The 21,144-nt window shown below is 69.0% G+C and carries 21 protein-coding genes and 1 pseudogene; 16 read left to right on the top strand and 6 right to left on the bottom strand.

Annotated features, from left to right (window positions below; all coding sequences use genetic code 11):
• The first annotated feature begins 171 nt into the window (after window positions 1-171).
• The 9 genes from ACZ60T_RS33425 (at window position 172) to ACZ60T_RS33385 (ending at window position 10,313) form a co-directional block, all read left to right on the top strand.
• On the top strand, window positions 172-1,122 hold the full coding sequence (locus ACZ60T_RS33425; protein WP_469669390.1) for a conjugal transfer protein: 951 nt from the start codon (window positions 172-174) through the stop codon (window positions 1,120-1,122).
• A gap of 84 nt (window positions 1,123-1,206) precedes the next feature.
• On the top strand, window positions 1,207-1,470 hold the full coding sequence (locus tag ACZ60T_RS33420) for a TcpD family membrane protein (RefSeq protein ID WP_469669389.1): 264 nt from the start codon (window positions 1,207-1,209) through the stop codon (window positions 1,468-1,470).
• Window positions 1,470-2,042 (top strand): hypothetical protein, encoded by a 573-nt coding sequence (locus tag ACZ60T_RS33415; RefSeq protein WP_469669388.1) that lies wholly within the window; start codon window positions 1,470-1,472, stop codon window positions 2,040-2,042. Before ACZ60T_RS33420 ends, ACZ60T_RS33415 begins: the two co-directional genes overlap by 1 nt.
• Entirely contained in the window at window positions 2,039-4,597 is a 2,559-nt protein-coding gene (locus tag ACZ60T_RS33410) for an ATP-binding protein (RefSeq protein ID WP_469669387.1), read from the top strand. The genes ACZ60T_RS33415 and ACZ60T_RS33410 overlap by 4 nt, the downstream gene beginning before the upstream one ends.
• Entirely contained in the window at window positions 4,594-5,208 is a 615-nt protein-coding gene (locus ACZ60T_RS33405; protein WP_469669386.1) for a hypothetical protein, read from the top strand. The genes ACZ60T_RS33410 and ACZ60T_RS33405 overlap by 4 nt, the downstream gene beginning before the upstream one ends.
• A gap of 2 nt (window positions 5,209-5,210) precedes the next feature.
• Complete coding sequence (locus ACZ60T_RS33400) at window positions 5,211-7,349, top strand: hypothetical protein (protein WP_469669385.1); 2,139 nt, start codon at window positions 5,211-5,213, stop codon at window positions 7,347-7,349.
• 3 nt (window positions 7,350-7,352) lie between these two features.
• Window positions 7,353-8,132: a hypothetical protein gene (locus tag ACZ60T_RS33395; RefSeq protein ID WP_469669384.1), complete on the top strand. Its 780-nt coding sequence runs from the start codon at window positions 7,353-7,355 to the stop codon at window positions 8,130-8,132.
• Complete coding sequence (locus ACZ60T_RS33390; RefSeq protein WP_469669383.1) at window positions 8,133-9,374, top strand: peptidase M23; 1,242 nt, start codon at window positions 8,133-8,135, stop codon at window positions 9,372-9,374.
• A gap of 18 nt (window positions 9,375-9,392) precedes the next feature.
• Window positions 9,393-10,313, top strand: coding sequence for a hypothetical protein (locus ACZ60T_RS33385; RefSeq protein ID WP_469669382.1), 921 nt, complete (start codon window positions 9,393-9,395; stop codon window positions 10,311-10,313).
• Window positions 10,314-10,322: 9 nt separating this feature from the next.
• Here the strand turns inward: ACZ60T_RS33385 and ACZ60T_RS33380 are convergent, their stop codons facing one another.
• Both ACZ60T_RS33380 and ACZ60T_RS33375 read right to left on the bottom strand, forming a co-directional pair.
• Entirely contained in the window at window positions 10,323-10,925 is a 603-nt protein-coding gene (locus ACZ60T_RS33380; RefSeq protein WP_469669381.1) for a MerR family transcriptional regulator, read from the bottom strand.
• Between the two features lie 364 nt (window positions 10,926-11,289).
• On the bottom strand, window positions 11,290-12,963 hold the full coding sequence (locus tag ACZ60T_RS33375) for a DNA polymerase III subunit gamma/tau domain-containing protein (protein ID WP_469669380.1): 1,674 nt from the start codon (window positions 12,961-12,963) through the stop codon (window positions 11,290-11,292).
• Window positions 12,964-13,960: 997 nt separating this feature from the next.
• Between ACZ60T_RS33375 and ACZ60T_RS33370 the strand changes: the two genes are divergently transcribed.
• Entirely contained in the window at window positions 13,961-14,158 is a 198-nt protein-coding gene (locus ACZ60T_RS33370; RefSeq protein ID WP_469669379.1) for a hypothetical protein, read from the top strand.
• A gap of 83 nt (window positions 14,159-14,241) precedes the next feature.
• Here the strand turns inward: ACZ60T_RS33370 and ACZ60T_RS33365 are convergent, their stop codons facing one another.
• Both ACZ60T_RS33365 and ACZ60T_RS33360 read right to left on the bottom strand, forming a co-directional pair.
• A complete protein-coding gene (locus ACZ60T_RS33365; RefSeq protein WP_469669378.1) occupies window positions 14,242-14,433 on the bottom strand; it encodes a hypothetical protein in 192 nt (63 codons plus the stop codon).
• Window positions 14,430-14,768: a hypothetical protein gene (locus ACZ60T_RS33360; RefSeq protein ID WP_469669377.1), complete on the bottom strand. Its 339-nt coding sequence runs from the start codon at window positions 14,766-14,768 to the stop codon at window positions 14,430-14,432. The genes ACZ60T_RS33365 and ACZ60T_RS33360 overlap by 4 nt, the downstream gene beginning before the upstream one ends.
• Before the next feature lie 193 nt (window positions 14,769-14,961).
• On the opposite strand from ACZ60T_RS33360, the gene ACZ60T_RS33355 reads away from it, so the two are divergent.
• The 3 genes from ACZ60T_RS33355 to ACZ60T_RS33345 all read left to right on the top strand — a co-directional run bounded on the left by ACZ60T_RS33355 (window position 14,962) and on the right by ACZ60T_RS33345 (window position 16,884).
• On the top strand, window positions 14,962-15,708 hold the full coding sequence (locus ACZ60T_RS33355) for a GntR family transcriptional regulator (RefSeq protein ID WP_469669376.1): 747 nt from the start codon (window positions 14,962-14,964) through the stop codon (window positions 15,706-15,708).
• Window positions 15,709-16,516: 808 nt separating this feature from the next.
• Window positions 16,517-16,696 carry an ATP-binding protein gene (locus ACZ60T_RS33350; protein ID WP_469669375.1) on the top strand — a complete coding sequence of 60 codons (180 nt, stop codon included), beginning with the start codon at window positions 16,517-16,519 and terminating at the stop codon, window positions 16,694-16,696.
• Window positions 16,693-16,884, top strand: coding sequence for a hypothetical protein (locus ACZ60T_RS33345; protein ID WP_469669374.1), 192 nt, complete (start codon window positions 16,693-16,695; stop codon window positions 16,882-16,884). The genes ACZ60T_RS33350 and ACZ60T_RS33345 overlap by 4 nt, the downstream gene beginning before the upstream one ends.
• 140 nt (window positions 16,885-17,024) lie before the next feature.
• Here the strand turns inward: ACZ60T_RS33345 and ACZ60T_RS33340 are convergent, their stop codons facing one another.
• Window positions 17,025-17,339 (bottom strand): hypothetical protein, encoded by a 315-nt coding sequence (locus tag ACZ60T_RS33340; protein ID WP_469669373.1) that lies wholly within the window; start codon window positions 17,337-17,339, stop codon window positions 17,025-17,027.
• A 708-nt stretch (window positions 17,340-18,047) separates the two neighbouring features.
• Between ACZ60T_RS33340 and ACZ60T_RS33335 the strand changes: the two are divergent.
• The 3 genes and pseudogenes from ACZ60T_RS33335 to ACZ60T_RS33325 all read left to right on the top strand — a co-directional run.
• Window positions 18,048-18,284, top strand: a pseudogene (locus ACZ60T_RS33335) (DUF6879 family protein); the annotation flags it as partial.
• Window positions 18,285-18,519: 235 nt separating this feature from the next.
• Window positions 18,520-19,227, top strand: coding sequence for a hypothetical protein (locus tag ACZ60T_RS33330; RefSeq protein ID WP_469669372.1), 708 nt, complete (start codon window positions 18,520-18,522; stop codon window positions 19,225-19,227).
• 1 nt (window position 19,228) lies between these two features.
• Complete coding sequence (locus tag ACZ60T_RS33325; protein ID WP_469669371.1) at window positions 19,229-19,792, top strand: class I SAM-dependent methyltransferase; 564 nt, start codon at window positions 19,229-19,231, stop codon at window positions 19,790-19,792.
• A 582-nt stretch (window positions 19,793-20,374) separates the two neighbouring features.
• On the opposite strand, the gene ACZ60T_RS33320 is transcribed toward ACZ60T_RS33325, so the two are convergent.
• Entirely contained in the window at window positions 20,375-20,815 is a 441-nt protein-coding gene (locus ACZ60T_RS33320; RefSeq protein WP_469669370.1) for a glycine-rich domain-containing protein, read from the bottom strand.
• Window positions 20,816-21,144 lie beyond the last annotated feature (329 nt).

The raw sequence follows: 21,144 nt of genomic DNA, 5'->3' as shown, positions 1-21,144 counted from the left end.
GGAGGTTGCGGGGAAGTGGTATCGCTGGGAGTCATAGCCCGGAAGGTCATGGGCCTACCGGAGCCGACCGGCAAGAACGGATCCGCTGAGCAACCGCCGGCCGGTGTCCCCCGACAGGACGAAGCGGCGCCACCGCAGCCGGTGAATCCGTGGGAGTCCGCGGGCGCGGCATTGAAGCAGCAGACCGCCACGAGCAAGACCGGCCCGCTGCCCAAGCCGTCGGCCCCCGCCTCGGGCACCCCCTGGGTGCCGCAGGACGAACGGTCGGGCGCCGTGTTCGCACGACGCCTCGGCCGCGGGCTGCTCTGGAGCGTGCTCATCCTCGCCGCCGTCACCGGGGTACGGGCCTGGATCGTCCCCCCCAAGGCACCCGCGCCCAAGGCCCCCACCGTCAAGGCCGAGGCAGCCTATGCCGACCAGGAGGCGCAGGCCGTCGCCGCGCGGTTCGCCCGCGCCTACCTCGGATGGGACGAGGCCAAGGCCGACGAGCGCGAACAACTCCTTGCCTCCGTCCTGCCCGCCGACTCCGACACCGCGATGGGATGGGACGGGCACGGTCATCAGGACGTGCTCGCCGTCCAGCCGGGCGCCGTGACCACGACCAAGGACAAGCAGGCGCGCGTACGAGTCGACGTCCTGGTCCAGTCCGGGGCCGAACCCGCCGACGGGAAGAAGGCGGCGGCCCACTGGATCGGCCTCGACATCCCGGTCGTCCAGACCGCCGGGCGGGTCGTCGTCACCGGGCGTCCCGGCCTCGTCGGCATCCCCAGGTCCGGCCCCAAGGCGCCGGACCTGCCCACGACCCAGACCGACCCCGAGCTGGGCACACAGACCGAGAGCGCCGTTCGAAGCTTCTTCGAGGCGTACGCCGCGGGCAACCCCGACGCTGTGACCGCGCCCGGCTCGAGCGTGCCGCCGCTCCCGGAGGGGATCGCCTTCAAAGGACTTCTCTCCTGGTCCGTGGACACCGGAAGCGGCGACAGCCGCACCGGTACCGCCTCCGTCTCGTGGTCCCTGGGCGGGGCCACGGTCGAGCAGGTCTACCGCGTGACCATCACCCGGGTCTCCACGCCGGACGCCCACCGCTGGCAGGTCGACGGCGTCCGCGGCGGATCCGCCTGACCCTCCATCCCCGGCTCACACACCGTGAGCACCCGTCATAAACCCTGGCCGCATTGAGCCTGTTCACCTCCAAGGGGGAACCCCGTGGTACCCGTGCACCACCTCGTCGAACTCGCCGCTCCGCTCACCACCGGGGCGCAGCTCAAGGACTGGATCCTGATCGTGGTGGGGAACCTCTTCGCCGCGTTCCTCGCGATCCGGGCTCTCGGCCACTTCCTCAAGAAGGAATGGGGCGAGATGGTCACCCTGTTCGTGGCCGCCGTCGCCGTCGCCGCCGTCATCTGGGCCCCCGACGCCGTCAAGAGCCTGCTGACGGGCGTGTGGGACAAGGTCTCGGGGTCCGCCTGATGGCGCGTACCGGCCACACCTACACGCGCCACTTCGACCTCGAGACCAGACAGCACGAACTGCTCGGGGTGGACCTCGGTGAGGGCGCGCCGCGGCGCGCCCTCGTCCTGGGTCTCGCGCTCTACGCGCTGTGGACGGGCACCCTGTTGCTTCTGTTCGGCCTCCCCAGCAAGATCACGTTCACGTTCTACTTCCTGCCGCCGCTGATCACCGCCGTCTACGGCACGCAGCGGTCGCAGGCCGTCGAGCGTCGATGGAACATCACCCGCTGGTCGATCGGGGTGCGTTACCTCGTCCTGGGACATCGGCCGATCATCAGCTCCGGACGCCGCGCAGCGAGCCGAAGCGAGTGGATCAGCCGCCGCGCCCGCTGGTCCGGCAAGGCCGAGATTCTCGCCGAGTCCCCGCTCGGGCCTCTCGTCGAGCGCTGGCTCGGCTCCGAGGAGTCCGCCTCGCCCGGTGCCGGCGCCCCGGTCCGACTCGCCGCACGCCCCCGCCTGTACGGCCCCGATGCCGTCGGCAAGGCGTACGGCCGCAAGGCAATGCAGCAGTTCAGGGGGAAGACGTCGTGAAAGTTCTGCAGAAGATCGGCACGTTCCTCGGTGTGGGCGGTGACCGCTCCGCGACGGCGCCGCAGTACGTCGCCCTGGCCGACGGCCTCGTCATCACCGACAGCCACACAGAGGCCTGGTACGTCCTCGCCTCCTCCAACACCGACCTCATGAGCGAGACCGCGAGGGACGGAGAACTCGACGCCGCCAACAGTGCTCTCGCGCGCACCCTGGCCGGATACGACTGCCAGCTACGGGTGTTGTGGTCCCCGCTGCACGCCGAGGACTACGCCGCCGAGGCGGCCGAGATGTTCGCCGCCGGACAGTGGCAGGAGTGGGCGCAGATACGCATCGGCCGCCTCGAGCAGATCGCCCTGCCCTCGCGTCACCTCGTCCTCGGCGTGCGGTTGACCGAACGCGCGGGGCAGGCGCAAAAGCTCGGCCGCCGGGGCGTCGAGGGCAGTCTCGGCCTCAACTCCTCAAGTGTCGGTTCCCGCGAACTGGCCCGCCTGGACGCGCAGATGCGCCGTCTGGGCCGACGGCTGGAGTCCACTCCCTGGAAGGCGCAGCCGGCGTCCGTCGAGATGCTCGCCTGGATGATCAGCCGTGAGCAGCACCGCGGGACGCCGTTGCCCGCTCCTCGTGCCGGCGTCATCGCGGGTGCCAAGCTCGCCGCCCTGACCCGCGGGCGCATCCTGCCCCACCCCGACCACCTGCGCGTGGTCGACGCCCACGGCGAGGTGTCGGCCTGGGTCTCGGTGCTGACCATGTCCGGGTTCCCCGAACAGATGGAGAGCCCGGGAAGCGGCGAGTGGTTGCGGGTCCTGTCCGAGATCAACTACGTGCCGGAGGTCGACGAGGCCGACCTCGACCCGGATCTCGATCCGGCCGAGCTCATCCAGCCCGTCAGCCCCGAGGCGTCCGTCCGGTTCCGTGTGATGCCGAAACGGGACGCGCTCAAGAAGGTGGACGAGGCCCGCCGGCTGGCCAAGGAACAGCGCCGCAGCGCTTCCAAGGCCTCGGCCGAGGATCCCGGCCGGGACATCGAGGAGACCGAGGACGTCATGGCCGAACTCACCCGCGACATGCGGCGTGAGGACGTGACCCTCGTCGAGGACCACCCGCGACTGATCGTGACGAGCGAGTCGTCTCTCGAGGACCTGCGGGCCCGGGTCGACGCCGTGATCACGCACTACGGCGGGTTCGGGATCGAGGTCAACGTCGGCGAGGAGGAACAGCGCGAGCTCTGGCTCGAGATGCAGCCGGGCGACCAGTTGCGCGTCCCCGACCTCGGCCACGTACGCGACGTGACGGCCCTGTCCGGCTCCTGGTGGTGGGGCGGCGCCAAGGTCGGCGACGACCGCGGCCCGATCGTCGGGTACCTCACCGGCTCGACGCCCGGCGTGTTCCGCAACGACGTGACCGCGGGCAGCGACAGGGGCGACGCCACGACGACGGCGTTCGTCGGAAGGTCCGGCCGAGGCAAGACCACGGCCATGATGCTGAGCCTGCTGGACGCCGGGTTCCGCGGCTCCTACGCCCTGGCACTGGACTTCAAGGGCGACCTCGGAGGCCTGGTCACCGCCGCCCGCCGCTACGGCCTGAACGCCCATCTCATCGAGACGGGCCCCCGCTTCGCCGGGGCCGTCGACCTCTTCGCGCTCCTGGCGCACGAGGGTGTCGACGTCGCCCGCGGTGAAGTGCCGGCGCAGTTGTCCATCGCCATCCCCGAGTGGCTGCGTGAGGCCGGGGCCGAGACGCCCATCACCCGCGCGGTCAACGAGGTCATCGCCCAGGGCGAGCCCGCCACGTGGAAGGTGATCGAGTACCTGCGGACCATGGACGACGAGGTCGGCCGCAAGGCGGGCGCGGCCCTCTACGAGCTGTCGCAGAACGCTCTGGGTGCCCCGTTCATGGGCCGCCCGACCGGCGACGGTTCGCCCATCAGCCCCGAGCCGGGGATCTTCGTCGTGCAGATGCCGGGCCTGTCCCTGCCGCAGCCCGAGGAGGGCCGCCGCGACTGGACGCCCATGAAGCGCCTCTCGGTCGCTCTCATGCACTCCATGCTCGCGTTCGGCGTCACCACCGCGGGCCGCCGCGACCTGCGCGGTCTGCGCAAGGTGGTGGCCGTGCCGGAGGTCCACGTCCTGACCGCCACCCGGGAGGGGTCGAGCTTCCTCCAGTACATCGCCCGAGTGGGCCGCGCGCTGGCGACGTCGCTCCTGTTGGACACGCAGGACCCGGAGTCGCTCGTGTCCATGGTCGGTGTCCTCGAGCAGCTCACCACCGTGGCGGGCTTCCAGCTCACCACCCGCGAGCAGCAGGACGCCCTGGCCGAACTCCTCAGCCTGCCCAAGGACGTTCACTCCCGCGCCCTGATCCAGTCCGTCGGTCTCCTGCCCGACGGCGAGATCCGCCACGGCCATTGCGTCATCCGGGACCGCCGCTTCTCCTGCGCCACCGTCCAGTGGGACATCCCGAGCGCCGAGCTCCTGACCCTCCTCGACACCTCTCCCAAGGCCGCCGACCAGGCCACCGACGACACCCGCGTGAGCATGGAAAAGGCGGACGCATGATGCGTAAGACGACGGCCGCCGTCATGGCCGCCGGCACCCTCGCTCTCGCCGGGTGTTCCTCCTCGGGCAGCGGTGGCGGGACCAAGGGCAGCGGTTCGGGCGCCAGTCGGCAGGACGCGCTCGTGAAGGTGGCGAAGAGCTACCAGGAGGCCGCCAACCGCCGTGACTGGCATGCCGCGTGCGGCCTTGAGTCGGCCGCGTACCGTCACGGCACGGTCAAGGAGTGCGCCGAGCGGAACACCCCCCATGAGCCGACACCCGAACCGTCCGGGTCGAGCCCCTCGCCGTCGTTCTCGCCGCCCGTGTACGCCGACGGCTCGACACCCCAGCCCAAAGCGTCGAAGACGCCCACCGGACCCGAGTATGCCGACGACGGCCCCGTCGAGGTCTCAAACGCCGTCGAGGTTCCCGCGTTCGACGACCACCCGGCCGGCTACGGCGTGATGGTCTCCTTCAGCGTGAAGTGGCCCGGCGAGCCCGCCGACACCGACCGTCGCGCGCTGCGCCTGATCCAGGAGGGCGGGGCCTGGCGCGTCGACCAGTCCGAAGACGTACAGGAGGGCGACCACGGCCACGGCTCACCGGTCAGCGCCGCCCTGTCACGGGGGTAAGAGTGCTCATCTACTTCCACTGCAGATTTCCACGGCTGCGAACCGGGGCAATTCTGTTCCTGTTCGCGTTCACCACGTTGATGGTGCTCGCCGGGCACGCGCACGCCGAAGACATCAAACCCACCGGAATCGGCGACCTCATGCCCTCGCCGGACTCCAAGATCCCCAAGGGGGGAGAAACCCTCTACGAGACGTACGACAATCCCGCGCTGTGGCAGCTCGATTCCGACTTCGGTAAGTGGGACATCCTCGATCCGATGGCGGAGGCCATCGCCGATATCTGCATGGGCCTGATCATCGTGCTCGGTCAGGCGTGCATCGTCATCGTTCAGTGGATCTTCAACCTCACCTCGATCCCAGAGCTTCAGGACGCCATCACCAAGAGCATCGGAGGGGCCGCCAAGGGCCTTACCGAAACACTTCTCCCGAGCGCGCTCGCCGTCGGTGGCCTGGTCGCTTTCGTCCAGCACCGAAAGGGCGGCGGCGGTGGGGGCCTGTCGCAGATCGCCTGGGTGTTCATCGCCGGAGTCGTGTCGGTATCGCTCCTGACCAGCCCTCAGACCTGGGTCGGCGGCGTCGACAGCGCCCGCCAGATCGGTTCGAGCATCACCATGAACGCGACGTCCCAGGGCCTCGGCGACGGATCGGGAGACTTCCCGTTCAAGCTCGACCACGAACCGAAGTTCAGCGGAAACGCCCGGGACGATTCCCTCCGTAAGTCCAGCGATGCCGTGTGGCGCGCGTACGTCGCGACTCCCTGGTGTGTCGCGAACTTCGGAAGCTTCGAGGTCTGCAAGAAGCACGGGAAGGACGTCCTCGATCAGGGGACCGATCGCCTGGAATGGATGCAGGACAACCTTACTAAGGACGAGATCGGTAAGGACTCCGTGAAATGGCGGCAGGGTCACAGCCCCGTCGGCCGGATCATGGTCACCATTCCCGCTCTCATCTCCATCATCCTGTTCGCGGCCCTGATATTGATGCTCGCCTTCACATCCCTGGCGAGTCTCCTGGGCGCCCTCATGCTCCTGTTGACCGGCGTCATCTTCGCGTGCCTCTGGGTGATCCCGGGCAGGCCGCGTGAATGGGGCCTCGCCTGGTTCGACCAGCTCCTCGCCCGGACCCTTGAAAGCCTCATCGCCACGATGGTCCTCGGCGCGGTCCTCTCCCTACAGGCCGCCACGACACAGATGTTCGGCCACTACGGATGGCTCCCCACCAGCGGACTGAGCATCGCCGCCGCCATCGTCGGCATGAACTTCCGTTCCGTCATCGCCCAGATCTTCGGCGTCCGCGGCACCACGACCGGCATGGTCGGCGGGATGCTCGCCGCGAGGCTCCTCAACGGAGGAGGAAACAGAGGCGGCGGCGGACGCCCACGCCCCGGCCTTGTCGGCCGCGCCCGGCGTCTCCGTGGCGCCATGGGCGGAGGCGGAGGCGGCGGGGGTGGCAACGGGCCGCAGCCTCCCAACGGCGGCGGAGGAGGCGGAGGCGGGGGCGGTGGAGGAAGGCCCGACTTCACCTTCACCTGGGTACGGCGCCAGCGTCCCCCGGCGCCACCGCCCCGACCGGTGCCGGGTGGCGGGTCGGGTCCAGGGCTGCCGCCCGGCTCCTCGACCCGACGGCCGCCCGGTGGCGGGTCGGGCCCGAGGCGACCGAGGCGACCGCTGCGGCCGGTCCGGGCTCCTGGCGGTGGGTCAGATCCCGCGCTGCCGCCCGGTTCCTCGTCACGGCCGGCGCCCGGCGCCCGCCCTGACGCACCGGTGATCACCCTCGACCGCGAGCGTCCCGACACCACCGGCAGGGTCCGCCCCGCACTGCCTTCGCAGCCGTCCGGGCCGCGCCCCGCGCTGCCTGGCGGCCGGGCGGGTGCCACAACCACCGCAACGGCCACGACGAGCCGCCCGACCGTCCGCCCCACTCCGGTGATGCGGCCCGAGAACGGCGGAGCGCCGAACTTCGCGTTCCGGCAGGCTCCTGCGCCCTCCAGGCCGGGTGAACCCAGGCTCAACCGGGCGACGGTCATCCGCAGCACGCCCAACGGGCCGGCGCCGACCGGCAGCACGCAGCCGCCGCCTCGCATCACCGCGCCGGTGAGTCCTCCGGCGCTTCCGGATCCCGACAACGGCCAAAGGGGGTAAGCCATGCCGAAGAACGACCCGAGCCCTGAGGAGTGGCGGGAGATCCTTTCCTCGTTCACGTACCCGGAGGAGGTCAGGCAGACCGAGGGCCGCCGTAAGCGCCGAGAGGCCAAACGCGTCCACCGCGAGGATGTTCGCCGACGTACGACGCAATGGATCCGAGAGGAGCGTCGCCGGGATCCCATCCGCCCGGCCGGGGCCCTGGTCATCGTTGTCGTGATCCTCGGCCTCGGCCTCGGGACCCGGTTCCTGTGGCCGGGCCTCCTGGGCGAGGGCCACAGGAAGAGCGACCACGTCACCGCCGCCGCGAGCCCGACCCCCGGCGTGCAGAACGAAACTCCCGCCGCCGGCCCGAGCACGCCCTCGGTGGCGCCGAGTTCGTCTCCGTCCGCCAAAGCCGACCTGAGCGACCCGGATCACGTCGCGAAGGAGGCCGTCCGCCTCTACCTCACCCGCAACCCCCCTGAGGACGAGGAGCATTCGGCCTCCGTCCTGCGGGCCGCGCCGTACATGACGCCCTCGCTCGTGGAGAACCTGGCCGGCCAGGAGGACCCCGCCTGGGAGAAGCTCGTCAGCAACGGCGGGGTGGCCACCGTGCGCACGGTCGTGGTCGGGCCGGCCGCCGAGGGGCTCCCCGTCGACACCCCTCTGCGGGTCTGGCGCAAGGCCACCGCGACAGTCGATGTCGAGGGATACACCAAGTCCACCGAGACCACCGTTCTCCAGGTCGAGATGACCAGCAACGGCGGCGGGTGGCGGATCTCTCGAATACTGGGGCTGTAGGTGGACGCACGCGACGCCGTCCGCGCCCTGGGTCGAGTCGGGGGGACAGCACTCAAGGTCAAGGTCATCGCCGTTGCGGCCGTGGTGTTCCTCATCTTCCTGTTCGTCGTCGGCATCTTCGGTGCCGGCGTCGGCGGGAAGGCGTACGCCGACTCGTGCGGTAAACGCGGCCAGCCCAGTGCCGACTACGGCGACGGCTCGGACGGTGATACGGGCGGGGGAGAACCCGGGAAGGGTCAGACGGCCGGCTCCGGCCTCCGGAAGAAGCAGATAGGCAACGCCAAGACGATCGACGGCGTGGCCGCGGACGGCGGCCTCTCCGGGCGGGCCACCCTCATCGGCCTCATGACCGCCCTGCAGGAGTCGACCCTTCTCAACCTCGACCACGGCGACAGAGATTCGCTCGGACTGTTCCAGCAACGCCCCTCGGCGGGTTGGGGCACCCCGGCGCAGATCATGGACCCGAAGTACAGCGCCCATATGTTCTTCTTCGGGAGCAAGTCCGGGTCACCCAGGGGTCTTACCGATATCAAGGGCTGGGAGACCATGCCTCTTGGTGACGCGGCCCAAGCGGTCCAGGTCTCCGCGTTCCCCGACCTGTACGCAGGCCAGGAGAGCGAGGCGCGACAGATAGCCCATGAGGCCGGCATCGACCTCGAACGCTCGGGCAAGGGGGGCAGCGCCGACGACACCGGTAGCGGCGACGACACCGATGGCGGAAACGGCGCTGGTAGCGGTGATGCCACCGATCAGCCCGACGTCGAGGCGCACTGTTACCCGGAGGACAAACCCGTCGGCAAGCCGGGTGCGCCCTTCCATGACGGTGATGCGCCGTGGCCGCATCAGGTGAAGAACCCCCGCAGCACCGCGGATGCGATCAAGTGGGCCAAGAACGAGGCGAAGAACGGTGGCAAGGACTGGTACCAGGCTTGCCTCGCGTTCACGGCTCGGTCGTACGGCTGGAGCTACTCCGGAGAGCATTACGCCATCGACCACTACCGGAACATGCCCTTGGCCCTGAAACATGACAAGGACAGAAACCCGCCGCCGGGTGCCCTCATGTACTGGGAAACGGGCCATCGGGCGGGCCACGTTGCCGTGTATGTCGGAGACGGAAAAATAGCGAGCAATGACATTCTTCGTCCCGGTTATATCGATATCGTCCCGGCAACGGACATTGAATCCAAATGGGGGGCAACCTATGTGGGGTGGGCGCCACCGTATTACCCCAAGGGTGGATAGATCGGAGAAATACTCGCAATGAGCATCATCGACCCGGACCAGATACCCGCAACACCGATCTACACCATCACCATCAGCTCGAACGGCGCCGCGGCAGTCGACGGCGAGGAGGTCACCAGGCCCGGGCTCGACCCGAACGCGGCCCGCGTCGCCGCCCTCGCCGAGGTCCGGATCAAGGCCGCCTTCCACGGCCGCCCCGTCCGCGCTCTCGCCAAGGAGCCCGACGGGTCCGCGTGGCCCTTGATCGTGGCGGTGGACGGCACCGTGACGACTCTTGACCATCCGCACCCCGCGCCGACCCCTGCACCGGCGCCGTCCCCCGCGCCGCGCCCGTCCCCGCCCCCTGTGCCCGCACCGCCCCCGCCGGTCCCCAGCGTCCCGGACGCGGGTGAGTCCACCGTGCCCACGCCGCGGGATCTGGCCCAGGTCTGGATCACTGACGGGCCGGTGGCGGTGCCGGTGGCGGCCGAGTGGTCGGCCCCCCTGCCGGCGTCGTTCCGTCTCCTGTGGGGGCGGTTCTGCACGCAGGAGCACGCCGTAAGGCAAGGGACCGGCAGCCTCGAGGACGCCGTCGTGACCGCGGACCACCTCGAAACAGCCCTTGCCCAGCAGTACGGCCCCGAGCACCCGCACACCGTCAACCTGATGACCGTCCGAGCATGGCTGGCGCTGCGCACCGCGGAATGGGCCGAGACGGTCGAGCTCCTCGTCGAGACCGCGCAGCGCCGCCAGGAGGTCAAGGCGCAGCCGGAGGAGGACACCACCCGTCTGATCAGGAACGCGCACGCCGCATGGCGGAGGCTCGCGGAGGAGGATCCCGAATTCGCTCGGGAGATGGCTGACCAGGTGCTGACGCTCCTGGTGACGCTGCAGAACGAGGACGGCGCGCAGCGTGCCCGCGATGTCGTTCACTGGGTCGAAAGGGGAGCGGCGGCGTGAGGGTGAGCCCTACGTCGACGGGGTCTGGCGGGCTTGGTTCAGGAGCCGTTCCCAGGTCCGGGGCGATCCGCCGTGCTGTTCGGCGAGGTCGGCTGCGATGCGGCTGATCGGAGCGTCGCTGCCGGCGGTGAGGGCGTCGGCGGCTGTTCGCAGGCGCGGGTCGCCCGCGTAGGGGTGGGCCTTGCGGGGGCCCTGCGGTTCGCCGGCGCGGCGTCCGCCTCCTTTGCCCTGGCCGGGAGGGTTGTCGCGCCGGTTCTCGATCTCGCTGCGCCGCCAGACTCGGGTGCCGTAGACGGTCTCGCCGCGTGAGAGGTAGCCCTGGGTGGCGTAGGTGCGGAGGGTGCTCGGGGTGATGCCGAGGATGCTCGCGGATTCTTTGTCGTTGAGTTGGTCGTCGGGGTGTTCCTTCGTCGGCAGGTCGGGGATGGGCTTGCCGGCGAGGTAGGCGGTGGCTTGTTCCAAGTCGTAGATCAGGAAGCGGCTGTTGGGGAAGAGGGTGGGGACGCGTTGGCGGAAGGCGGGGGCGTCGCGCCGTCGCCAGGTGCCGAACGGGACTCCGGCGTGTTGAGCGATGTCGGTTTCATTGATGACGGGACGGCCGTGCGGGATCACGCTGTGTCACTCCTCTGAGTTGTCTGTCATGGAGATGGTCACCGCTTGTAAGCTGGGGTTTGTCCTGTTGCTTTCGTTGCAGGACCGTTGGTGAGGGCCGGTGGTGTGCCGGGTCGCCCTTGGGTGACCTTCCGCCGGCCCTTTCAATTTGGGCGAATCTGCCCCGGTTCGGGGCGGATTGCATTGGGCGACATGGCCAACGTAACAGCGTCTCGCGGCAGGGGAGTCCGGTCCCCTCGAGCCCGACGGTGACGAACGAAAACGGCTGTACGGCCCTGTGAGCGATGATCTCCCTCCCCCACGGGGGTTTTGACGGGTCAACGGATGATCGGCCCCCACAGGCGCGCCCAGGGGCATATGGGCGTTACAGCGGGGCGGTGGCCCGCTCGGTCGCCTCGACCGCGGCGATCGTGCGGGCCGCAGTGGCTTTCCATTCGGCGTCGGCGGCGTGCTTGGCGTCCTCGGCTTTGATCCGGCAGCGAGCGCACAGGCCGAGGGTCTGCACCGGCCGTCCGCACGGCTCACCGCCGTAGCCGGGGCAGGTGCCGTCCTCGCGTGCCTGGGCGGCGATCGCCTCGTGACGGGCGCGCATCCGGCACGAGGCGCAGGCTCCGCCGTGTTCCAGTCGGCGTCCACATCCGCCCTCGCACACCGGCCAGTTCAGGCAGGCCCCGCACAGCGCGTCGCCGGGCGAGTCCGCGCCGCATTCGGGGCACTCGCCGCGGGTCCGCCGGGTGATTGCCTCGGTGACGTCCCGTTCGGAAGCCGGCGTCGGGGAGGGCAGCCGGTCCCGGCCCGCCGCGGCGACGGGGCCGCGGTCCTCGGCACTCGCCTGCGTCGGCAGCATCGCCGTACGGGGTGTGCGCGGCAGTCGCCGGATCCGGGCCGCGATCACCGCGCCCGCGCTGATCCGGATCGGACCGTTCAACGGCGCGCTCAGGATCGTCACCAGATCGCTCAGGCGCCACGGCTCCCCCGCGGCTTCCGAGTCCGCGATCCGCTTGTCCAACTCCCACGCCTGATCCGACAGGACCTTGCCCGACAGCGTCAGGCTCTCGTTCCGCTGTCCGACGCGGGTGAGTACCTCCATGCCGGGCGTCGTCTCCCGTCCGCCCGCGACCGACGAATCTGCCGCGCCCGGAACTGCCCCCTCGTCGCTGCCGCTGTCCGACGTGGCGTTGGCCGCCGCCGGATCACTGTCCCGCGCCGGGGGTCGCACTGCTGCCTGCTCTTCCTGGGGGCCGGTCGCGTCCGTCCGTCCGTCCGTTTCGCTTGCGCGCGCGTCCTCTACCTGCACGGACGGACGGACGGAACCCCCGTCGTTGTCTGAGCGGAAAGACTGAGCGGAAAGACTGAGCGGGAGGTCGTGATCTTGCAGGTCAGCACGGGAATCCGGGCTAGAAATCTGGCCCCGCGGGCTAGAAATCTGGCCCCGCGGGCTAGAAATCTGGCCCGTCTCGTCCGGGCCAGAAATCTGGCCCGCCCCTGTGGGAGCCTTCTCGGCCCGCTTCTGCGCGGCGCGCTCCCGCTCCTTCTTCACCGCACGCTCGGCGGCATCGGCCGCCGGTTTGCGTACCGCGTCCAGCAACGCGAACGCGTTGCGCGGGCCGCAGTAGCCGCGTTGGGGCCGGTCATGGATTCGGATGCGCAGCGGGGAGCCGGACGCGCTCGCCCGACTGGATGTCTTCACCGGCCCGCCCTCGGGAGTGCTGACCAGCCGTACTTCGGACAGATCCGCCAGTAACGACCGGATGCGCGCCAGACTCGACGGCTTCACGGGTTCGCCGGGCTCCACCGGCTTGGCGGGCAGTAGGTAACAGAGCTGGAGAAGGGTCACCTTACGGACAGGGCCGTACTTCTCGACCACCAGCGCCCGCAAGATCCAGTAGAGGCGCACCGCGCTGTCCTTGAGCTGGGGGCACAGCGGGATCCAGTCGTGCAACTGACTGCTGTAGTAGCCGTCGTTCTCGGGGCCGTACAGTTCCGCGCGCTGGCTGTCGTCGGTGCTCTCGTCGTACTCGCCGGACAAACCGGCCATCCTTTCCGGTCTCCGCGCGACGCAGCCGCATGCGAAGTGCACCCGCGGGTACACTTCGCAGAGACCTTTGATTCGGAGACCTTTGATTCGGGGTCGGCCCGCCGCCACTCCGGGATGCCAGTCCCGCGTGGAGCCACGGTGGGCCTTTAACTTTTGGTACAGGTGAGATTACGCCTTGTACGGCGTAGCGCCGGACACACGCCTGATCACGCTTCAAGTAGCCACCGTGTTTGCGCTGTTGACCTTCGAATCGGTGACGCCTCGGCCTTCGGAGAAGACGGTCGCCGATGAAGTGGAGCTCGTCGGTGCCCATCGCGCGCACGAGGTCCGAGACTTCGTTGCAGGCCTTGAGTGCCTTCTGCAGAGAGGGTTGCCCCGCCCATCGGCGGGCGAGACGAGAGCCCGGCACTGCGACCACCAGGTGCCGGGCTCTCGTGAGTTGAGGACCTCGCCGTCCCTGCGGGGGCGAAAAGCGGCGAGCGGCAAAAAGGGATGCCCGGTGCTAGCTGCTCACATCAGGCGGGCGATCGATGCTGGCACGAAGAGGTCGCGCACCCGGTGTTGGGCCCACGCCACGTCGCCGTCCTCCCTGCGCGCGTACTGCTGGCACAGCACGCAGCGTCGAGACGCTTGGCGGGCACGTCGCTGGGGTGCGCCTCGGCTATGTGCCGTGTCACCTGTAGCTGCTCCCAGAAACAGCCCGCAGGACTGTCCCACTCGCGGGCAAGCTGCAGCAGCCACCGCGCGCACTCGGCGCAGGCCCACATGAACGGCGGCGGGACCAGCCGTTCGTCGACCATCACCGGTTCCGCAGAGCCGTCGCACCCATGAAGGCGCGGTTCGTGGCGACGACGCGCTTCAGATAAACCCCGATGGCATCAGGGCCAGCACCCAGCGGGATTGGGTCGAGGCCGACCGCCACGCAGGCTTGCCCGCCGTACACGAGGTGCGCCCGCCACTTGGCTCCCGAGGACGGAACCCGCATGAAGAAGTGGGGGTGTCCGTAGTCGAGGGCGACATACGGACCGCGCATCACGAGTCGATTGCCGACAGTCGGCACGCGCTCAGCGGCTGGCCGAAGGCGCATCGCGTCGACCATGCCCAACAGGCCGACCTCGACCGACTCGGCCGTCTCGCCGGGGCGCCGTGGCTGTGTGTGGCCGATCAGCAGGTACGCGACCGGGCCCGCTGGTGATGCGTCGTCAAGCCACGTCGTCACTGTGCATCCAGCGACGAACCCAGGGCCGGGCACCGCCCGGATCGTGGTCGTTTTCTCGGTCATTGGGACGCCGCCTGCGGCCACTCGGTGTGCGCGTAGCGGTCCTGATGCGGGCCTTCGTGGCCGGGTGACCATGTGCACCGGCCGCGAGCGGTCGGGTTCTTGACCCAGCAGTAGCCTGCCGCGCGACCGGCTGCCAAGGACCGCTGCTCTTCGCGCTCGTCCTGCGGCGAGCGGGCGGGGTTCGTCATCGCCGCCCCTCCCGGACCAGCCGGTACAGGACACGCCCCACCACACAATTTCCTGCCTCGTCGACGCACTGCTCACACAGCGGGGCGTGGTCGAGGAGCGCGCGGTGTGCGGCGGTTGCGGTGCAGGGGTGGCAGCCGCGGGGGAATGCCGTGACATAGCTGTCCAGGACCCGGATGCGTCGCTCTCCGAGGTCAACGGCTGTTTCCGTGGTGAGGCGCCTTGCGCACCATACGCACGCGCTGCCGCGCTGCTGCTGCTCGCTCAAGTCCCCCACGCCGGGGAGCGGCAGTGCGGCCCTCCCCGGTGTGGAGACGGTGTCTGTAGCCTCGTTCATGCTGACCTGCTCTCATCAGGTGGCCATGCCCCCGGGCCGTTCGCGCGGTCGCGGGGGTGTCCGCAGAACTGTCCTAGGTCAGACCGTAGCGTGACCTAGGACAGGATGCTAGGGAATCCACATGCCTCCACCTGCCAGGGTTAACCGTGTCCTAGTACAGTCGGCCGTGCCCTAGGACACTCCAGGAGATGTCATGCCTGACACCGACCACCCGTACATGCAGGTCGCTGAACGCATCCGGCGGCGCATCCTCGATGGCGTCCTGAAGGAGGGGGAGAAACTTCCGCCTGTAAGGGAGTTGGCCAAGCAAGAGGGTGTCTCCGTTGCCACGCTCGGCCGTTCTCTCGATCAGCTCCAGGTCGAGGGCTACATCACCACCTCGCGTAAGGGAACCTTCGTCGCCAACGCGCCCGAGGTCACGCTGTCCAGCTACGACCGGATCACCCGCGTCCTGCGTACCGGCTCGGTCCTCGCCGACGGTGAGACGCTGATAGTGACAGCGGCCGAACTGCTCAAACCGCCGCAGTACGTCGCCGAACTCTTCGACCTCAACGAGGGCGACCAGGTGGTACGTCGGCAGTGGCACACCGGCAAAGGTCAGCAACGGACCGGCCTGTGCGTCACCTGGTATCCAGCTCACTTCGCCGCGGCTGTACCTGAGCTGCTCTCTACCTCCCGGCAGTCCTCACCAGGCCTCCTGCTGAAGATCCAGCAGGCCACGGGACGCCGCGTCATCGCTGGCCGTGACGACATCCACGGCCGAGACGCGGACGCTCGAGAAGCCAACTACCTCGGTCTACGGGTCGGCTCCCCGATCCTCGCGGGTGCTCACCGATTGTGGGACGACCAAGGGGTCATCGAGTACGGCGAGTGGTGTCTGCCCTACCGGATGGCCGTCGGCTACGAATACAAGTTTGAGGCGGCACCCGAGGCATCGTGACCGGGTACGACGAAACGTCCCCCGCGTGGCTGTGCGGCCGTACGAGGCGTTAGTACCTCCATGCCGGGCGTCGTCTCCCGCCCGCCCGCGACCGACGTACCGGCCGCCCCCTCGTCGCTGCCGCTGTCCGGCGCGGTGTCGGCTGCCGCCGGACCACCACCCCGTTCCGGCCGCCCTGCCGCCTGCTCTTCCCGGGGCCCGACCGCGTCCGTCCTTCCGTCCGTTTCGCGTGCGCGCGCGTCTCCTACCTGCACGGACGGACGGACGGGATCCCCCTCCGCCGTATTCATTGACGGGTTGTTCTTACTGTATTGGGGGTCTTCAAGTTCCCCCGTCGACGACTTGTAGTTCCCCCGTGGCTTGGTCGTGAGGTCTCGTCACGGGGGGTCTGAGAGTTCCCCCGTCGCGATGTTTCCGGGTCGGTGACCGTCTCCTTCTTCGGCCGTGGCTTGCCCTTGTCGGCTCGCTGTTTCTTCGCGGGAGCGGGGGCAATGGGCGGGCGGTCGGCGCGAGTGAGAGGGGGACGCCCGAGGCGTTCGCGCTCGGCGTTGATCCGGTCGATGTTGCTGAACCAGTCGTAGGGGATCAGCAGGTCATAGACGACCGGGCGTCGGTCGGCCCGGTAGTGCCGAACAAGAGCTTGGTCCCCCTTGACGATCAGGCCGCGCTTCGCCATGTTTCGCCAGCAGCGCTTGACCGTCTCCTCGCGTACTCGTCCGAACTCGTAGCGAACGCGGTGCGGCATGCCTGGGGTCCCTCGGTCCGTATCCATGTTGACCGCCCCGCAACAGACCGCGTCCGACTCGCGGTGATCGACCGTGCCCCGCGCCGACTGCCGGAACTGCGCGCACCCGGCCTGGACGACGTCGGTGGCCGCAGGCTGTTGTTGGTCGAGGAGTGTGCCGACAGGTGGGGATATGACCTGTTGGGCTCCGGTGTCCGGCCCTGGGGCAAGCGCGTATGGGTTGAGCTGGTGGTGAGCCGATGACGACCGGACAGCGTCCCGGCGTTGGCGACGAGGTACTGGACGGCCGTACCCGCGCGATCGTCACCGACGTACGCAGCGGCGTCCTCTGGTTGCGCGCAGCCGGTTGTGAGGAGTGGCCGGTCGAGGACCCGGCACGACTGAAGGTGACGCGCACTCGCGTGGAGCGCATCGCGGCCGGCGACACGTGAACGCCCGCTGCGGGGGCACAGCCCGATACCGGCCCGTGCCCCCGTCGCGGGCCGGTGTTCCTCAACCGGGTGCCCTGACAGTGCCGTTGCTCGGCTCTCCGCAGCCGAGCGGCAACCAGAGGCGGGGCAGGCCACCTTGCCTACCCCGTTTCTGCGTCGGGGGCCTGCGGCGTGGGCGGGGGCGGCTCGGGCTGCGGTCCTGGCGGCCCGCTGTTGGCCTGCCATGCCTGATTGATGTATTCCAGCGCCTGTTCTGCGGGGACCTCGGACAGTCGCCGGTCGAATTGGCGTCCCAGCCGATATTCGTTCCGGGCCCTCACCAGTGTCGGCACGTTCTGGACTAGTAGATAGACGAGGAACAGGAGTACGGCCCATGGCCATGGGATGCCGACTGCGGCGCTGAGGCTGCCGGGCAGCAGGTTGCTGAGGGAGTCGGGGAGGTGGGACGTGGTCACGAGGGCTCCTGGAACGAGGCTGGGGGCTGGCGGGCGCACATGAGGGCTGAAGGCTGTCGCTGTCCCTTGGCGCTGATGCTGGGCGGCGGGGCGGCGTAGATGGCCCCAGGGCGGGGTGTGCGGTGCGGGCGGCCACGATGACAAGACGGGTGGCTAGCGGCGCAACTGCCAAAGCCGGGGAGGACACTTTCACCTCCGGGGCTTGTATTCGAGAGCGCCGATCTGCAACTTCCTGGCCGCTCTGGCCTTTTGACGGGTGCTCTCGCTCGCCGGATACCTGGAACCTGCTGTGGCCGGCTCTTGAATGGCGCGCCTGTAGGCCCTTTGACGGCTGACCCTGCGTCGGACGGCCGCCGATGGCGATGCGTTGCCGCGACTGGTCCACGGTTTCGGCGCGGCGGGTACGGCCGGTCTGGGGGCACGGGTGTGTGGCGGGTGCTCATCAATGCGCTCCTCTTCTGTCGTGTCTGTGCGGTCGAGCAGCACAGTGGCCGGAGCTGGGTGCGCATGTCGCGGTCTCGCGAAAATCGGCGTCCTCGCCTTTTGAGCCGCGGTCAGCACTCCAAACTGAGCGGCAGGATTCGCGTGTCATTGACAAGGCCCGGACCGTCGGGTCCGGGCCGCGGTGGCCTGCATGGGATGTGGGGGAAGCAGCGGCCGATGCTGTGCTGCCGTGCCTCTGCTCTGAGGAGAGGCCGGCCGCGCGTCCAAGTGCGGTGGCTGTCGCGTCGGCGTGCCTCGGTCCTCGCGCTGCCGGGTAGCGACGTCTGGCTCATCGGCGGGCGCCTCGTCCGCTGGAACCACTTCACCGGTGATGGCGCCACTGTCGGTGGGAAGGTCAGCGTGGATCCGGCAGCGGCCGAGCCGTGCGCCGATGCCTTCGAGGAAGCGTGGGCGCGGGCTGTCGTACACGAGAAGTATCGGCGCCTTGATTACTTACCGTAAACACCCTGCTGTTGTTCATTTCCAGGGTGGTCGCCAAAGAGTCTGCGGGCCGGTGCTGATGTACGGTTAGTGCGATTTGCCGTAAGTGCAGTATCTTTTGTGTGAGTGGGGCGCCCCTCATCACGTTCGTGTGCCCGCGTGTTGTACGGCCGTGAGGGTCTGCCGCCGGCGGAACGGTTGAGTTCGGGCATGCCTCACGTTGCTCGTGCCGGATACCTCGAAGGAGAAGCAGACGGTGATCCATGCTGAGCGCAGGGGCCTGGTACGGACCCGGGAGCTGCTGGCCCGGGACATGGGCATGTCGATGGGGACGTTCCGTAACAAGAAGCCCTATACGACACCAGGCTTTCCCGCGCCGATCAGCTCGGAAGGTGCCCGGGTGCTGCTGTGGGACGGCGAGCAGACGGCCGCCTACCTTGCCGGCGAGCAGGTCCCCGAGCTCCCGGCGGCGGGTGGAGCCGGGGATCTCCTGGACCGTCAGGAAGCCGCTGCCGAGTTGAAGGTGGCGCCCAGGACGTGGGACGGCTACAAAACAGACTCCCGTATCGCGCCGCACCTGGTCGAGGTCTGCGGAGTGGAGCACTGGCCGCGCGGCATCATCCACGCCTTCCGCGCGGCGCGCCCAGGCAAGGAAGGCGCATCCGGCAGGCCGAAGGGGAGCGCCAACGCGGTACCGAGCGGTGAGCTGCGCGACAAGGTGGCCGCGCTCCTCGACATGCTGCCGACGATCACGATCGCCGATGTCTGCAAGTCGCTCGGGGTCGCGCCCGCCACAGCCCAACGGGCGCTGGCCCGGCTTCGCAGGGAGCGCATCGCCCAGCTCATGGAGGCAGACCCGACGCTTTCGTTCACGCAGGCCGCGGACCAGCTCGGCTACCCGGCCGCGGTGCGAAGAACCGCCCGCAGGGCCGTCGGGAACGCTGACAGGACACAGGAGGACTGAGGTGCGCACGATCGTCGCGGCGGACGAGTGGGACACGCATTACGCGGCCGGGCGCGGCTTCCGCCCTGTCACCGGCGAAGAAGAAGCGGTGTTCGAACGGAATGTCGGCACGGGTGACGGGCTGACAGCTCTCGATGTCGGCTGTGGAACCGGCGGGTTCGCCAAGTACCTCAGCGACCAGGGATACACCGTGCTGGGCGTCGACTACGCGGAAACAGCTATTTCGCTGGCTAATTCCGCATACCCAAAAACTCCCGGACTCTCCTTCCACTACTGGAACGCAGAGGGGCGGGAATGGGGGAAACTCCCCACCTACGACCTGATATCAAGCCGCCTCAGTTACGCATTCGTTCAAAAAAAGACAGAATTCTTGAAGAATGTCAGGGGCCACCTTTCGCCCGGAGGGGTTTTCCATGTCATGACACCCCACGCCGACAGGCTCCCGCTTTCACGACGGAGTATCGGAGTGACAGCGGAAGAAGTCGAAGAGCTGTGCCACGGGTGGACCACGGTCAAGGAACACGTTCTGGACTCACAGCACGTCTGCTACACCCTGACTCTTTGATATCCCAGGGGAGTTACGATTCAGGCGGGCGTTCGGTCAGGGCAAGGTGTTGCCTCGTGGGACCGGACGTCACCGACGGCCGGTAGCGGGCCGCTAACCCTTCCGCCGCCCACCTGGCGGAGCCGGCCGTCCCCTCACACCCCACCGACGGGCCCCGCGGAGCACCCCCGGACAAGGGCGCGGCGCTCCGGGGCACTGTCATCGGGGCGCAGCCAAGCCGGGCACCTCACGGCCCAGTCATCCCACCGAATGGGCGCAGCACGGGGCGGGGCGCGGCGTGCCCCGTGCCACCCGGTGGGTGGCTCCGCTGCGCTACGCCGCCCACCGGGCCGCGTGCCGGGCTGTCGCTCCGCGACAGCCCGGCCGGGTGCTCCGCACCCTCACGCGCTGCGGGCCACGACAGCCGGTCACTGGGCGCGCTCCGCGCCCCCAGCTCCCTCGCTCCGCGCTGTCGCGGCCCTTGCCCTGACGCTTTGCGCCAGGGGCCACGGCACGGGGCACGCCGCGCCCCGCCCCGTGCTGCGCCCGACCCCTCGCGCCGTCACTGACTGTGACGGCGCGAGGGGCGGCTGGATCGCTTGCCTAGTGGCCGTCCTCCCCAGGTCGGCACGGGGTGCACTTCATGGCGTCCTTCTCCCACAGCGGCCAGTCGACCGCGAAGCCGTTCGCCTCGATGATCTTCGCCGTGTTGAACACGGAGCCATCGCCCTTGCGCTCGACCTCCGGGATGTGGTCGAGGAAGCCCCCGTCCATGTGAGCCGCGCAGAACTCGCGGTAGTTCTTGGTGTCCAGGATGAACACGTGGACACCGTGGTCCACCAGCTCACCGGGGCCCATGCCGAGACCGCGCCCGCGCATCTCCATGGCAGTGATCAGGTAGGCGACCGCCTGCCCGAAGATCCGCTCAGCCATGACGATGTCGAACGGGAAGTCCCGCATGAGAAGGGCGATCTCCTTCGCCCAGACCTCCGACGAGACGAACGACTTGGGGTCGCGCGTTCCGACCTGAATTTCGGTTCCCATTCCTTGGGTCCCTTCTCTGTTCGGTGTATTTCCGTGGTGTCCGGGGCCGCTAACCCCTGACAAGAAATAAGATACCGCACTTGAATCACGAGCGCCAGGGGAACAACGAATCTGCCAGAACTAATTTCTGACACCTAGTCAGCTCCCAGCCCCCGCGAAGCGGGGGAATTCCCAGCCCGCGAAGCGGGCCAAACACTGATCCGCGAAGCGGATCACCACCCCCGCGAAGCGGGGGGCCCGGACACCGACGGCGTGAAACGCCGTCAGGTGATCGGCGAAGCCGATCACCTAGCGTAACCGGCGAAGCCGGTTACGGACCCGCGCGCGGG

The sequence above is a fragment of the Streptomyces sp. NPDC104371 genome, from assembly GCF_055583785.1.
Note: the sequence above shows the minus strand (reverse complement) of the source record. Positions and strands in the feature narration are given on the sequence as shown.